Source organism: Actinomycetospora soli, assembly GCF_021026295.1.
In the GTDB taxonomy this organism is placed as follows: Bacteria; Actinomycetota; Actinomycetes; order Mycobacteriales; family Pseudonocardiaceae; genus Actinomycetospora; species Actinomycetospora soli.
The window spans coordinates 1-12864 of record NZ_JAJNDA010000021.1; the positions used below are offsets into that span (position 1 = coordinate 1).

12 protein-coding genes are annotated in these 12864 nt (G+C 76.4%); 4 read left to right on the plus strand and 8 right to left on the minus strand.

Translation table 11 applies throughout. The annotated features are described in order from the left end of the window. The coding region (mftF, locus tag LN037_RS25905) for a mycofactocin biosynthesis glycosyltransferase MftF (protein ID WP_230758966.1) at positions 1-1136 on the minus strand (1136 nt) is incomplete at its 3' end. A 71-nt stretch (positions 1137-1207) separates the two neighbouring features. Between mftF and LN037_RS25910 the strand changes: the two genes are divergently transcribed. Continuing rightward, positions 1208-1798 (plus strand): DUF1707 SHOCT-like domain-containing protein, encoded by a 591-nt coding sequence (locus LN037_RS25910; protein ID WP_230758969.1) that lies wholly within the window; start codon positions 1208-1210, stop codon positions 1796-1798. Positions 1799-1801: 3 nt separating this feature from the next. Here LN037_RS25910 and mftE read toward each other — a convergent pair whose 3' ends face one another. Genes mftE through LN037_RS25930 form a run of 4 tightly spaced genes read right to left on the minus strand, consistent with a single transcriptional unit; the run spans position 1802 to position 7112 of the window. After that, on the minus strand, positions 1802-2476 hold the full coding sequence (gene mftE, locus LN037_RS25915) for a mycofactocin biosynthesis peptidyl-dipeptidase MftE (protein WP_230758971.1): 675 nt from the start codon (positions 2474-2476) through the stop codon (positions 1802-1804). Positions 2477-2488: 12 nt separating this feature from the next. Next, positions 2489-3277 carry an ArsR/SmtB family transcription factor gene (locus LN037_RS25920; protein ID WP_230758973.1) on the minus strand — a complete coding sequence of 263 codons (789 nt, stop codon included), beginning with the start codon at positions 3275-3277 and terminating at the stop codon, positions 2489-2491. Between the two features lie 45 nt (positions 3278-3322). Then, positions 3323-5173, minus strand: a complete 1851-nt coding sequence (locus LN037_RS25925; RefSeq protein WP_230758975.1) for an FAD-dependent oxidoreductase — start codon at positions 5171-5173, stop codon at positions 3323-3325. Beyond that, positions 5163-7112, minus strand: a complete 1950-nt coding sequence (locus LN037_RS25930) for an oxidoreductase (RefSeq protein ID WP_230758977.1) — start codon at positions 7110-7112, stop codon at positions 5163-5165. The genes LN037_RS25925 and LN037_RS25930 overlap by 11 nt, the downstream gene beginning before the upstream one ends. 27 nt (positions 7113-7139) lie before the next feature. Between LN037_RS25930 and LN037_RS25935 the strand changes: the two genes are divergently transcribed. From LN037_RS25935 to LN037_RS25945, 3 genes are all read left to right on the plus strand, one after another. Then, complete coding sequence (locus LN037_RS25935; RefSeq protein WP_230758979.1) at positions 7140-7616, plus strand: hypothetical protein; 477 nt, start codon at positions 7140-7142, stop codon at positions 7614-7616. Positions 7617-7729: 113 nt separating this feature from the next. Further along, positions 7730-10345 (plus strand): helix-turn-helix transcriptional regulator, encoded by a 2616-nt coding sequence (locus LN037_RS33890; protein ID WP_230758981.1) that lies wholly within the window; start codon positions 7730-7732, stop codon positions 10343-10345. Between the two features lie 134 nt (positions 10346-10479). Next, on the plus strand, positions 10480-11118 hold the full coding sequence (locus LN037_RS25945; RefSeq protein WP_230758983.1) for a hypothetical protein: 639 nt from the start codon (positions 10480-10482) through the stop codon (positions 11116-11118). Positions 11119-11205: 87 nt separating this feature from the next. Here LN037_RS25945 and mftC read toward each other — a convergent pair whose 3' ends face one another. The 3 genes from mftC to mftA are packed head-to-tail and all read right to left on the minus strand — an operon-like array spanning position 11206 to position 12820. Further along, positions 11206-12426 carry a mycofactocin radical SAM maturase gene (mftC, locus tag LN037_RS25950; protein WP_230758985.1) on the minus strand — a complete coding sequence of 407 codons (1221 nt, stop codon included), beginning with the start codon at positions 12424-12426 and terminating at the stop codon, positions 11206-11208. Further along, entirely contained in the window at positions 12423-12731 is a 309-nt protein-coding gene (gene mftB / locus LN037_RS25955; RefSeq protein WP_230758986.1) for a mycofactocin biosynthesis chaperone MftB, read from the minus strand. Before mftB ends, mftC begins: the two co-directional genes overlap by 4 nt. Further along, positions 12731-12820, minus strand: coding sequence for a mycofactocin precursor MftA (gene mftA / locus LN037_RS25960; protein ID WP_018332344.1), 90 nt, complete (start codon positions 12818-12820; stop codon positions 12731-12733). The genes mftB and mftA overlap by 1 nt, the downstream gene beginning before the upstream one ends. Positions 12821-12864 lie beyond the last annotated feature (44 nt).

The following is a 12864-nucleotide window of genomic DNA, read 5'->3' on the forward strand; positions in this document are numbered from 1 at the left end:
ACGACGCTTTCCTGCCACGGGGTGGGGTGGCGGCGCACCGACAACCACGGCTCGCCGGGCTTGCGCAGACCACGCGCGAGCCGGGCGGTCGCGACCAGGGTGACCACACCCGCCGTCGCGAACGACCACCGCCGCTGCACCCCGAGCAGCGCCACCGCGGCCGCCGTCCACGGGGCGAGCGCCACCGGCGGGACGCGGCGCGGGTGCTGGCGGGCGAGCGGCGCGGCGCCCGTGCCGTAGAACGCCTTGCGCGCGAGCCAGGCGCGGACGCGGGCGCGGTGCTCGTGGGCGACCCGGGCGGCGGGTTCGTAGCGCAGCCGCCACCCCGCGGCGGCGATCCGCCACACGAGGTCGACGTCCTCGGCCACCGGCATGTCCTCGCGGAACCCCGTGCCGAACGCCTCGCGCCGCACCAGCAGCGCCGCGCTCGGCACGTAGGCGACGCGCGAACGGGCGGTCACCGGCGCGGGGCGGGCACCGAGGTCGAGCGAGGAGCGACGGCGCTCGTAGCGGGTCACGGCGTTCTCGTCGCCGCCGTCGGAGAAGGCCACGATCCGCGGGGCGACGATGCCGACGGCCGGGTCGCCGAGGTGCCCCAGCAGCGTCTCGAGCCACCCCGGCTCGGGGACGACGTCGGAGTCGAGGAACGCGATGACGGGGGTCGTGCAGGCCCGCGCCCCGGTGTTGCGACCCGCCGACGGTCCGCGGGAGGTCTCGTGCCCCACCACCCGGCCGCCGTACCTCCCGACGACGGCCGCGGTCGCCGCGGGATCGTCGGACCCGTCGTCGACCACCACGATCCCGACGGCGGGTGCGGTCGCCCGGACGGCCGCGAGCAGCCGGTCGAGCTCCGCCGTGCGGTCCTTCACGGGGACGACCACGGTGACCTCGTCCGGCGCCGGACCGTCGCCGCCGACCGGGTGGGCGACCCCGGCGTCGGAGAGCAGGCGGGCGAGCGCCGCGGAGGTCGGGTCGGTGACGACGAGCTCGGGGCCGCCCAGCCGGGCGCGCGCCGCCGACGAGAGGCGCAGCACCCGGGGCGGGGACCCGCCGATCCAGGTGGCGCCGCCGTCGACGCGCCAGGTGCGGGGGTCGGGGCGGACGGTCCAGCCGTCCGGCAGGCGCGGGGTGCTCATGGCGGGGCGCGAGTCTAGGCCGGGTCCGCGGCAGGGGCGCCGAACCGGACATTCCGGCTACGCTGGGGATCATGGCCGACGCGCCGGCGCACCGGGACCTCAGGGCGGGCGACTCCGACCGGGAGGCCGTCGCGCGCGTGCTGCACGACGCGCACGGCGAGGGTCGGCTCGACCTCGGCGAGGTCGACGAGCGACTGGCCACGGTCTACGCGTCGCGCACCTACGGCGAGCTCGAGGCCGTGGTGGCCGACCTGCCCGGCGTCCGGCTGCCCTGGGTGGCGACGACCGCCGTGCCCGCGCCGGTGCCCGCGGGCCCACCGCTGACGCTCACCGCGAGCATGGCGAGCGAGAAGCGCGTCGGGGTGTGGGAGGTCCCGGCGCACATCGTCGCGGTCCCCTCGGGCTCCGACGTGAAGCTCGACTTCCGCGAGGCGATCTGCCCGCACGAGCGGGTCCACATCGAGGTGCACGGGAGCATGGGGTCGCTCGTGCTGATCGTTCCCGACGACTGGTCGGTCGACACCGACGGCGTCTCCTCCGGCTGGGGCAGCGTCAAGAACAGGCACCGGGCCCCGGCCGCGCCGGGGAGACCGACGATCGTCGTCACCGGGAAGGCCGGGATGGGCACCGTCAAGACCCGCGGCGCCTACTTCTACGAGTAGCCCTCAGGTCAGGCGGCCGTGCTCGCCGACCCGCCAGTCGGCGATCGCGTCGCGCAGCGCGGCGGCCATCACCGCGACCGTCTCCGCGCCCTCCCCCGCCGACGCGCCGGTCGGGTCGCCGAGCACGCCGTTGGGACTGACGTCGCGGATCGACCCGGCGCTGATGCGCGGCATCAACTCCCGCAGCGGGGCCGTGTTGCCGGGCTCGGCGCGGTCGAGGGCGACGTCGTCGGGTGCCAGCGCGAGCATCACCGACGTCTCGTGCCGGCCGGCGTGCGCGTCGGCGCCCGGGACCCCGCAGGAGTGCCAGGCGACGTCGCGGCCCTCGTAGCGCAGCAGCGTGGTCGCCGTGACCAGCGCGGGGACGTTGCCGCCGTGGCCGTTGACGAAGCACAGCCGTCGAGCCCAGCGGCAGGCCGAGCGGCCGGTCTCCACGAGCACCGCGGCGAGGGTCTCGGTGCCGATCGAGATCGTGCCGGGGAAGCCCTCGTGCTCCCCGGACGCGCCGAAGGCGACCGGCGCCGTCGTCGCGAGCCCGAGCCTCGACGCGACGGCGAGGGCGACCGCGGTGTCGGTGCCCAGCGGCAGGTGCGGGCCGTGCTGCTCGGTGGCCCCGACGGGGACGAGCAGCAGGTCGACGTCGGCGGTGTCGGCGGACCGGGCGCGGCTGATCTGCACGCGCCCAGGGTGTCAGGCCACCACGACCTCGCCGGTCTCGAGCAGCGACTTCAGGTTCGACAGGATCTCCGGCCACCCGCCGGAGACGCCGCGCCGCATCTCGCTGCCGGGGACGAAGCCGTCGTGGGTGACGGTCAGCTTGACGGCGTCCGCGGAGACCGGCTCGATCTCGAACGCGACCCGCGAGATCGGCTCCTGCTGCAGCCGGGCCAGCTGTTCGTCCGACCAGCCGGAGAACCGCTGCATCTCCGGCCGGTAGTTGTGCCAGGTGTAGGCGAGGCGCCGCGGCGGGTCGGCCTCGAGGACGTGCTGGTCCCAGTCCTGGTGCGGCTCGCCGGTCATGCTCCAGTGCACCGGTGAGCCGACCTGCCAGTCCGAGTCCGGCCCGCCGCCGCCGAAGTAGCGCCGGATGAAGCCCGGGTCGGTGAGGGCCTGCCAGAGCCGTTCCGGCGTGGTGCGGATGTAGGTCTCGTACACGAACGCCTCGGTCACGTCGTCCTCCAGTGCGCGCTTGAGGTCGGTGAGCGCGTCGACGCGCGCCCGGTCGAACTTGTGGATCCAGCGGTCGGCGAGCTCGCCCAACGGCGCCGGGTTGAGGTGGTGGCGCTTCTCGCGGCCCTGTCGGCGGACCACGACCAGGCCCGCTTCCTCCAGTACGGCGACGTGCTTCGCGACCGCCTGCCGCGACATGTCGAGCCCGGACACGAGGTCGGACAGGGTGCGGCCTTCCCGCTCGTGCAGGGCGTCGAGGACGTGGCGACGGCTCGGGTCGGCCAGGGCCCGGAACACCGCGTCGTCCACGACAGGGAACCTAATGGTTGCCCTTTCGGTCGGGCAACCCCGGGGTTACCTGATGGCGCGCGCGGCGTCCGTGCCCTCGCGGATCGCGGCGGCGGCGTCGCGGGGGGCGAGGACGTCGCCGACCCTCGTGCCCGGACCCTCGATCTCGTCCGGGACCCGCGGTCCGGCGTGCACGACGACGTCGGCGTCGAGCGGCTCGAGCGCGCCGGTGGGGTGGTGGAGGACCCCGCCGCCGAGGAGCACCCGGTCGGTCAGCAGCTCGATCCCGAGCGCCGCGGCCCGTCGTCGCCAACGCTCCCGCTCCAGCAGCGGGCCGAGCCCCTCCGCCGCGACCATGCCGCTGGTCATCAGCCGTACGTGCGCGCCCCGCTGCGCGAGGACTTCGGCGACGCTCGGCGCGGCCGGCCCGCCGAGGTCGTCGACCACGAGCACCCGTCCCGACGGCGAGGCGGCGCCGGTGAGCACGTCGCTCACGTCGACCGTTCCCGACGGCGGGTCCGGGCGGGCCCCGGTGGCGACGATGACGTGCTCCGCAGGTGAGCAGAAAGGGTCGCCACAGCGACCGTTACTGCTCACGTGGCGCAGCCACATCCGCACCCCGGCGTCCCGACAGCGATGGGCGAGGTCGGCGACCGCGAACGCCAGCTCCCGACGCTCCGGGGCGGCCGCGGCGATGGCGAGCTGCCCGCCGAGCCGGTCGGAGCGCTCCACGAGGTGCACGTCGTGGCCCCGCTCCGCCGCCTCGGCCGCGGCCGCGAGCCCCGCGGGACCGCCCCCGACCACCAGCACCCGTCGTCGGGAACGGGACACCGCCACCGGCACCGCCTCGCGGCCCGCGTCGGGGTTGACCACGCAGCCCAGCCGCCGGTTCAGCCCGACCGCCGCGATGCACTCCTGGTTGCACCCGATGCAGCGCCGGACGCGGTCCCCGGCCAGGGCCCTCGTCGCGAACGACGGGTCCGCGATCTGGCCGCGGACCACGCCGACGAGGTCGCAGGCGCCGACCTCGAGAGCGCGTCGTGCCTGCTCGGGGGTGGTGTAGCGCCCGACGCCGATGACCGGGATCCCGGTGCCGACCAACGCCGCCCGCACCGCGGACGGCACCGGTTCCGCATAGCCGGCCGGCACGCCCATGGGCGGCTCGATCAGCGGGAGCGTGGCCGTCGCGACCCCGACCGCGGTGTTCACGACGTCGACGAGGTCGGCGATCCGCGTGGCGACCCGGGCCGCGTCCGCCGCGGTCAACCCGCCGTCGAGACCCTCGTCGCCCTGCAGCCGGACGCCGAGGACACGGTCGCCGAGCTCGGCGCGGACGGCGGTGAGCACCTCGCGGAGGAACACGACGCCGTCGGCGTAGCGGTCGTCTCGGTGGTTGGTCAGCGGCGAGAGGAACTGGCGCACGACCGACGCCTGTGAGCCCTGGATCTCCACCCCGTCGAAGCCGCCGGCGACGCAGTGGCGGGCGACGGTCGCGAAGCCCGCGACGATGCGGGCGATGCCGGCGTCGTCGAGCGCGACGGGCATCTCGCGGAACATCGGGTCGGGGATCGCGGAGGGCGCCTCGACGGGTGTCCGGGAGTAGAGCGACGAGGACTGCGCGCCGTTGTGCCCGACCTGCGCGAGCACCAGGGCACCGTGCGCGTGCACCGCGTCGGTGATCGCCCGGTAGCCCGGCACGACGGCGGGGTCGGTGCCGAGGACGGCCTTCTCGTAGGGCCGGTCGATCGCCTGCTCCTCGACGATGACGAGCCCGGCGCCGCCGGCGGCGCGTGCCGCGTAGTAGGCGGCGTGCTCCGCGCTCGGGCAGTTCCGCACGGCGGCATTGGTGAGGTGGGCCGGGAAGACGATCCGGTTCCGGACGACTCTGCTGCCCAGCCGGATCGGCTCACCCAGCACGGAGGATCTCCGCGGCCGCGCGGCGTCCCTCGCGGATCGCCTCGGCGACGGTGCGGGGGGCGAGGGCGTCACCGATCAGCCGTCCCGACGCCGGGTGGCCCGGCCGCCGCGGTCCGGCGTCGACCAGGGTGCCCGGGACGGTGCGGCGGGTGCCGGTGACGACGTCGGCGACGACGACGTGGTCGGCGTGCCGCTCCACGACCCGGTGCTCGAGGACGCGCTCCACCCCGGCCCGCTGGAGGCGGGTGTTCGCCCCGACCAGGTCGGGGACCTGCTTGCCGGCGACCTGGTCGGCCGTCACGAGGGTGACTTGGTGGGTGGGCGCGAGGTGCTCGGCGAGGGCGACCGCGGTGCCGTCACCGAGCGGGTCGTCGATGACGACGGGTCCGTCGAGGGGTGCGCCGCGCAGGACGGCGAGGGGCGTGAGCCCGGACCGGTCGCTGTCCCGCCCGCCGGTGGCCACGACGTCGGCCGGACCGTCGACGACCCGCCCGACCTGCATCGACACCCCGAGCCGGGCGAGTTCGTCGACGTACCAGTCGGCGAGGCGGGCGAAGCGGTGGCGGCCGGGGAGGGTGGCGATCGTGCGGAGCAGACCCCCGGGCTCGTCGGCGCGCTCGACGACCCGCACCGCCCGTCCGCCCAGCGCGAGGGTCCGCGCGGCCTCCATCCCGGCGGGCCCGGCTCCGGCGACGAGCACCTCCGGTGCCGGCAGCGCGTCACTGCGTGCACTGGACGCCAGGAAATCCGCACCGTCGGAGCGCCGGCCTCGGGGCGCCGACGATGCGGCGTTGCTGTCACCGGGCGCAAGCAGTGACGCATTGCCGGCACGGGGACCGTGCTCGCCCACCGACGGCTCCACCGTGCACCCGATCGTCGGGTTCCGGACGTCCCGCACGCGGCAGCGCTGGTTGGTCAGCACGCACGGCCGCGGCGCTCGGCCGGCCCGCACGGTGGCGACGAGGTCCGGGTCGGCGAGCTGCGCGCGGGTCATCTCGACGAGGTCCGCCACCCCCGAGTCCAGCGCCGCCTGCGCGTCGGCCGGGTCGACCACGCTGCCCGCGAGCACCACGGCGCAGCGCCCGGCGACCACGTCCCGCACCGCCCGGCAGGCGTCGGCCAGGAACCCCGGCGCGGTGTGCGCGTCCGGCCGCGTCGACGCCACCGACATCGCCGAGCCCCGCACCGGCACGACGTGGTCGACCAGGTCCGCGACGCGGTCGACCGTCCCCCACGACGACGCGAGCGTGATCCCGGCCCACGGCGCGAGCTCGTCGACCCCGAGCCGCAGCCCGACCCACGCCCCGGGCACGGCCGCGCGCACCGCCTCCAGCACGGCGAGCAGGACACGGTCGTCCGGCGTCGGAGTGGTGAGCCCCGACCGGAACTGCCGCAGCAGCGAGTACTGGCCGGCCGCGATCTCCACCCCGGCGCACCCGGCGTCGACGGCCGCGCGGGCCGCCGTCGCGAAGGCCCCCACCAGCTCGTCGATCTCCGCCGGGGACAGCGGGCGCGGCACCACGCGGGTGGCCGGGTCGGGCACCGACGACGGCGCCCGCAGCACCCCGCGCACCGACGACTGCGAGCCCGCGTGCCCCAACCCCGCGAGGACCGTCGCGGGCGCGCACGCCGCTGCGACCGCCGCCCAGTCCGCGGAGCAGGACGCGGCCAGCGGCGCGTACTCGTACGGCCGGTCGTCCGCCGTCACCGACGCGACCTCGGTGACGATCACCCCCGCTCCCCCGGCCGCCCGCGCGCGGTCGTGCTCGACGGGGCCGAGCGCGCGGTCGGGCGAGGAGTTCGTCGCGTGCGGCCCGAACAGGACGCGCGAGGGCAGGCGCCGTCCCCGCACCTCGCACGCGGCGGTGAGCGAGTAGTCCGCCGCGGGACCCGAGTAGTCGCCGCGGGACCTGCTCGGTCCGTCCGGGTCTACCGGCACGGCCGACGTCCCGGCCAGGCTCCCGCCATGGACTCCACGCCCCGCCTCCCCGTCGTCGCCGTCGCCGCCCTCGAGGTCCTGGCGGTCGCCGGGCTCGTCCTGGCCGTCCTGACCGGGCCCGACCCCGCCGTCCTGGTGCCGGCCGTGCTCGGCGTCGTCATCGCCTCCGTGACGACGGTCCTCGTCCTCACCCACGTCGCCCGACGACGCCTGGAGGCCGCCTTCGGCCGGGCGGCCGGGGGCGTCGTCGTCGCCGGCCTCGTGGGGGCTCACGGGGCCCACCGCTATCACGACGGCGGGTCCGGGCACGACCCCGGATGGTGGCAGTCCGCGCCCCACGACCACGGGTGGCAGCACCATCCGGTCCACGACGGCGGGTGGACCGGCTGCGACCCCGGCTCCACGTCCGACCACGGCAGCTCCGACACGAGCAGCAGCTGCAGCAGCGACTCCGGCGGCAGCAGCGACTCCGGCAGCTCCGGCAGCTCGGGGGGCGGCGATTGATCGTCGCCGCCCGGACACGCGCCGACACGTGTGTTGTCCGGGGCCGCACCGTTCTGGCACCGTTCGTCCGTGCTCGTGCTCCCCCGTCCCGGTTCCCGGGTCGCCCCGGCCCCGTGAGCGCGCAGACGGGGTCCCGGACCTGGCCCTTCGTCGGCCGCACGGACCTGCTCGCCCTCGCCGACGCCGCCCTCGACGCCGATCGCGGGGTGCTGCTGGTCGGACCGGCCGGGGTCGGGAAGTCGCGCGCCGCCGCCGAGCTCCTGGCCCGCCGCGCCGCCGCCGGGGACACCGTCCGGCGGGCGCTCGCCACCTCGGCGACCGCGGACGTGCCCCTCGGGGCGCTCGGGCCGCTCCTCCCGCCGTGGGGCGAACGCGACGGCGAGCCCAACCTCGTGCAGTGGGCGGCCCGCGCGCTCGTGGCGCGCGCGGACGCCGGGTCCCGGCTGGTCCTCGGCATCGACGACGCGCACCGGCTCGACCCGATCTCGGCCGCCGTCGTCGGGCAGCTCGCCCTGACCAGGTCGGCCACCGTCGTGCTCACCGCCCGCTCCGGCGCCCCGGTGCCCGACGCCCTGGCCGCGCTGCGGCGGGAACGCGTCCTCGAGCGGCTGGAGCTCGGCGCCCTGACCCGCCCCGAGGTCGAGGAGCTCGTCGCCGCGTCCCTCGGGGGCCAGCTCGACGGCGCCGCGGCGCACCGGCTGTGGCACCTCACCCGCGGCAACGCGCTCTACGTCCGGGAGCTGGTCACGGGGGCGTGCCGGTACGGGACGCTGCGCCCGCTCGACGGGGTGTGGGTCTGGACCGGCGACGCCACGCCGACCCAGGGCCTCGACGACGTCCTCGACGACCGCCTCGGCGCCCTCGAGCCCGAGGAGCTCGACGCGTGCGAGCTCCTCGCCTTCTCCGAGCCCACCGGGCCGGACCTGCTCGCCTCGCTGGTCGACCCGGCCGTGCTCGACCGCCTCGACCGCGCCGGGCTCGTCGTGTCCGAGCAGTTCGGACGCCGTGTCGACGTACGCCTCGCCCACCCGCTCTACGCCGAGCTGCTGCGCGGCCGGGCGAGTCCGCTGCGGGTCCGCAGCGTGCACCGCCGGCTCGCCGACGCCCAGGCGGCGATCGGCGCCCGCCGCGCCCGCGACCGCGTGCGGCTGCTGCTGTGGCGGCTCGGCGCTGCCCAGCCCGTCGATCCGGTCGAGCTGTGCGAGATCGCCGAGCGCGTCCTGCCGAGCGACCCCACGACGGCCGGGCGGCTGGCGGACGCGGCCGTCGAGGCCGGCGGCGGGTTCGACGCCACGTTCCTCTCCTCCCGCGTCCTGCTCGCCGCGGGCCGCGCCGACGAGGCCGAGACCCTGCTCGCGACGCTCGAGGCCGACACCGTCGACCGCAGCGTCCGGCTCGTGACCACCCGCGCGCAGAACCTCTTCTACGCCCTCGGCCGGCCCGACCGCGCCGCCGCCGTCCTCCGCGCGGTCGACACCGGGGCGCTGGGCACCGACCGACGGCTCACGGTGCTGCGGGCCGCGGTCCTCGCCTACGAACGCCGCTACGCCGAGGCCTGGGACCTGGTGGCGCCCCTGCTCGTCGACGTCGAGGCCGGCGACGCGACCACCCTGTGGGCCTGCGTCGTCGGCGTCACGGCGCTGCGCGGCCGCGGCCGCTTCGACACCCTCGCGGAGCTCGCGCCCCGCGGGCTCGCCCTCGCCACGGCCCTCCCCGACCCAGCCCCGGAGTGGCAGACGATGCACCTCGCGATGGGCGAGGTCTCCGGGCACGCGTTCGCGGGCCGCTTCGCGGAGAGCATCCGGCTCTCCGAGCAGCGCTACGAGGAGGCCCTCGACGCCGGCCTGACGGGCGCGAAGATCGTCCTCGGCGGCTTCGGCGGCCTCGTGCTGTTCCTGGCCGGACAGGTCCGCACCTCGGCCCGCCGGCTGCGGGACGCGACGGCGGGCGTCCGCGTCGGCTCCGCCCCGCTGGTCCCCGTGCTGCGGGCGGGCCTGGCCCAGTCCTCGGCGCTCGGGGGTGACCCGGCCACGGCCGAGGCGGTTCTCGCGGACCTCGGCGACCCCGACCCGGAGTACGCCCCGTGGATCCACATGGCCCGCGCCTGGACGGCCGCGGTGCGGGGCGACCTCGACCGCGCGGTGCGCGACATGACCGCCGCCGCCGACGCCGCCGAGCAGCGCGACGAGCGGCCGCTGACCTTCCTCATGCTGCACGGACTGGTCCGGCTCGGGGTGGTCGACGACGGGGTCGTCGACCGGTTGGCCCGCCAGGTCGAGGGGGTCGAGGGCGAGTACGCCCGGGCGAGCCTCGCGCACGCCCGCGCCCTCGCCGCCGACGACGGTGACGCGCTCGACGCGGTCGTCGAGGTCTTCGCCGCGGGCGGCGGGCTGCTCCTGGCCGCCGAGGTCGCCGCGCACGCCGCGAGCGCCCACCGCCGGGCGGGCCGGCCCGCGGCGGAGCGCGCGGCCGCGGCCCGCGCACGGGCCCTCGCCGGGCGGTGCGAGGGCGCGCGGACCCCCGCCCTGGGCCTGCTCGACGTGCCCGACGACCTCACGCCCCGCGAGCGCGAGGTCGCCCGGCTGGCCGCCGGCGGCCTCACGAGCCGCGCCATCGCGGAGCGCCTCACGCTGTCGGTCCGGACCGTCGACAACACGCTGAGCAGCGTCTACGCGAAGCTGCACGTCGCCGGCCGGCGCGATCTGGCCACGATCGACCTCGGTGGGTGAGTAGGTTCTCCCGGACGCCGGGTCGGGGCGAGTAGTCCGCTACTCGGGCCCGGTCCCGGGGGTGCTCCGCAGACTCCGTGTCCGACGGCGGGTCCTCGCCGTCCGGATCGAGCCGAGCCTCCGGGAGGCACCCCGTGACCACGACCCACGACGCGTCCGACACCACCGTCCTGCACCGGGTCGGCGACGGCCCCCTCTTCGTGCGGTGGGGTCGCGACGTCCGCGGCGACCTCTGGGTCGACCAGCACGGCGTCGCCCACCACCTCGCCGACGGCGACCGGCCCCCGCACTGGCCCCAGGCGCCCGCAGCGGCGCGACCGGATCGTCCACGTCCCGCCCGCTCCCGGGTCCGCACGGGTCTCGTCGTGGTGGCCGCGGGCCTCGTCCTCGGCGGCCTCTGCGGTGGGGCCGCGCTCCTCGCGGGGGTCGGCTCGACCCCGCTCCCGGCCGTGGTCGCCCCGGCCGGTGCCCCGCCGGCTCCCGTCGTGCCCGCGGCGCCCGTGCTGCCGGGCGCACCCGGTGCTCCCGCCGCGGCCGACGGTCGGGCCCCCGTCACGCCCGGGACCGGCGGCGCGCCCGCGCCGCCGCGCGACCCGTCGTCGGGAACGGGTGGTGGCGCGTCGACGGAGACCGGGGGCTCCGCCCCCGGCGCCCCCGGCGGGACGGGGACGTCGTCCGACCCGGCGCCGCAGACGCCGCAGCGGCCCCGGATCACGATCCCGCGCAAGCCGCAGGAGCCGCCGCTGACGATCCCCGGACGCTCCGACGACTGAGGCGATCGGTGGGCTCACCCCGGCGCCGCGACGAGGGGTCCGCGGCGCCGGGGGAGGCTGTGGGACGGGTCGGGCCCGCTCCGTCTCCTAGTGGGCGCGGATGCCCGCCGGCAACCGCCGACCCTCACCCGCCAGCGGGTCGGTGTCGCACGCCTTATCCGGGCGCCGCACCGACAGCGTCAGCGGGACCGGGCCGCCGTCCTTGCGGGGACCGCGCGTCGTGCGGTGCGAGTGGTCCAGCGAGGGCTTGGGGATGACGGTGTCCATCTCCAGCTTCGCCAGCGCGACCTCGCCGTTGCCGAGCACGCACTCCGGGTCCGGACCGTCGAGCGGCAGCCCGGTGAAGAACTTCGCCGCCATGCAGCCGCCCTGGCAGGCGTCGTAGTGCGAGCACTTCGTGCACGCTCCGCCCGACTGGGGGCCGCGCAGCTCGGCGAACAGCTCCGAGTCCTGCCACACGCCCTGGAAACCTCCCTCGGAGCGGACGTTGCCGGCGAGGAACTGGTCGTGGATCGCGAACGGGCAGGCGTAGACGTCGCCGACCGGGTCGATCAGGCACACCACGCGGCCGGCGCCGCAGAGGTTGAGGCCCGGCAGCTCCTGGCCGAACGCCGAGAGGTGGAAGAACGAGTCGCCGGTGAGGACGTCCTCGCCCCTCGCGACGAGCCAGTCGTAGAGCTGGCGCTGCTGCTCGCGGGTCGGGTGCAGCTCGTCCCACGAGTCGGCGCCGCGCCCCGACGGGCGGAAGCGGGTGATCCGCAGCTGGGCGCCGTAGCGGTCGGCGATCGCCTTGAAGTCGTCGAGCTGGTCGACGTTCTGCCGGGTGACGACGACGGAGATCTTGAACTCGCCGAAGCCCGCCTCGTACAGGTTCTCCATCGCCCGGATCGCCGTGTCGTAGGACCCGGGGCCGCGGACGTGGTCGTTGACCTCCGCGGTGGCGCCGTCGAGGGAGATCTGGACGTCGACGTAGTCGGTCCTCGCCAGCTGCGCGGCGCGGGCCTTGTCGAGCTTGACGCCGTTGGTGGAGAACTTGACGCCGACGTCGTGGGCGATCGCGTAGTCCAGCAGCTCCCAGAAGTCGCTGCGGACCGTCGGCTCGCCGCCGCCGATGTTGACGTAGAAGACCTGCATCCGCTGCAGCTCGTCGATGACCGCCTTGCACTCCTCGGTCGAGAGCTCGTTCGGGTCGCGGCGACCCGACGACGAGAGGCAGTGCACGCAGGAGAGGTTGCAGGCGTAGGTGAGCTCCCAGGTCAGGCAGATCGGGGAGTTCAGGCCGTGGGTGAAGTGCTCGACGAGCTTCATGGGTGCCGCCTCTGGATCGTGCCGGCGTCCGCGAGCCCGGAGAGGGCCCGCAGGTACTGGTCGCGCTGGGCCTCGGGCACCTCGGCGGTGACGAGGGCGCCGTGGACGTCGTCGTGGTCCGCGAGGGCCTCGACGACCCGCACGAGCGGCCTGGTCTTGAGGAACGAGAGCCGCCGGGTGTGGAAGTCGTAGACGAGGGCGCCGAACGACTCCGGCCGCACCGAGACCGACGACGAGAGCCGGTACGGGAGCGCGGGGTCGAAGGCGCCGGCGGAGGTGTGGGCCTCCGCCGGTGCCGCGGTCATCAGTAGACGCCGCACATGCCGTCGATCGAGACCTCCTCGACGAGGGTCTCCTCGACGAGCGGGGTCTCCTCGTGCGTGGGCTCAGCCATACCGACCTCCTGCGTTCGACCACCTCGGACGCGTCGGACGCTAA

Excerpts from the sequence above, each read along its gene's own strand:
- LN037_RS25910 (WP_230758969.1), top strand. The coding sequence starts at position 1,208 with ATGGCCGACGCGCCGGCGCACCGGGACCTCAGGGCGGGCGACTCCGAC.
- LN037_RS25935 (WP_230758979.1), top strand. The coding sequence starts at position 7,140 with ATGGACTCCACGCCCCGCCTCCCCGTCGTCGCCGTCGCCGCCCTCGAG.
- mftC (WP_230758985.1), bottom strand. The coding sequence starts at position 12,426 with ATGAAGCTCGTCGAGCACTTCACCCACGGCCTGAACTCCCCGATCTGC.
- mftB (WP_230758986.1), bottom strand. The coding sequence starts at position 12,731 with ATGACCGCGGCACCGGCGGAGGCCCACACCTCCGCCGGCGCCTTCGAC.
- mftA (WP_018332344.1), bottom strand. The coding sequence starts at position 12,820 with ATGGCTGAGCCCACGCACGAGGAGACCCCGCTCGTCGAGGAGACCCTC.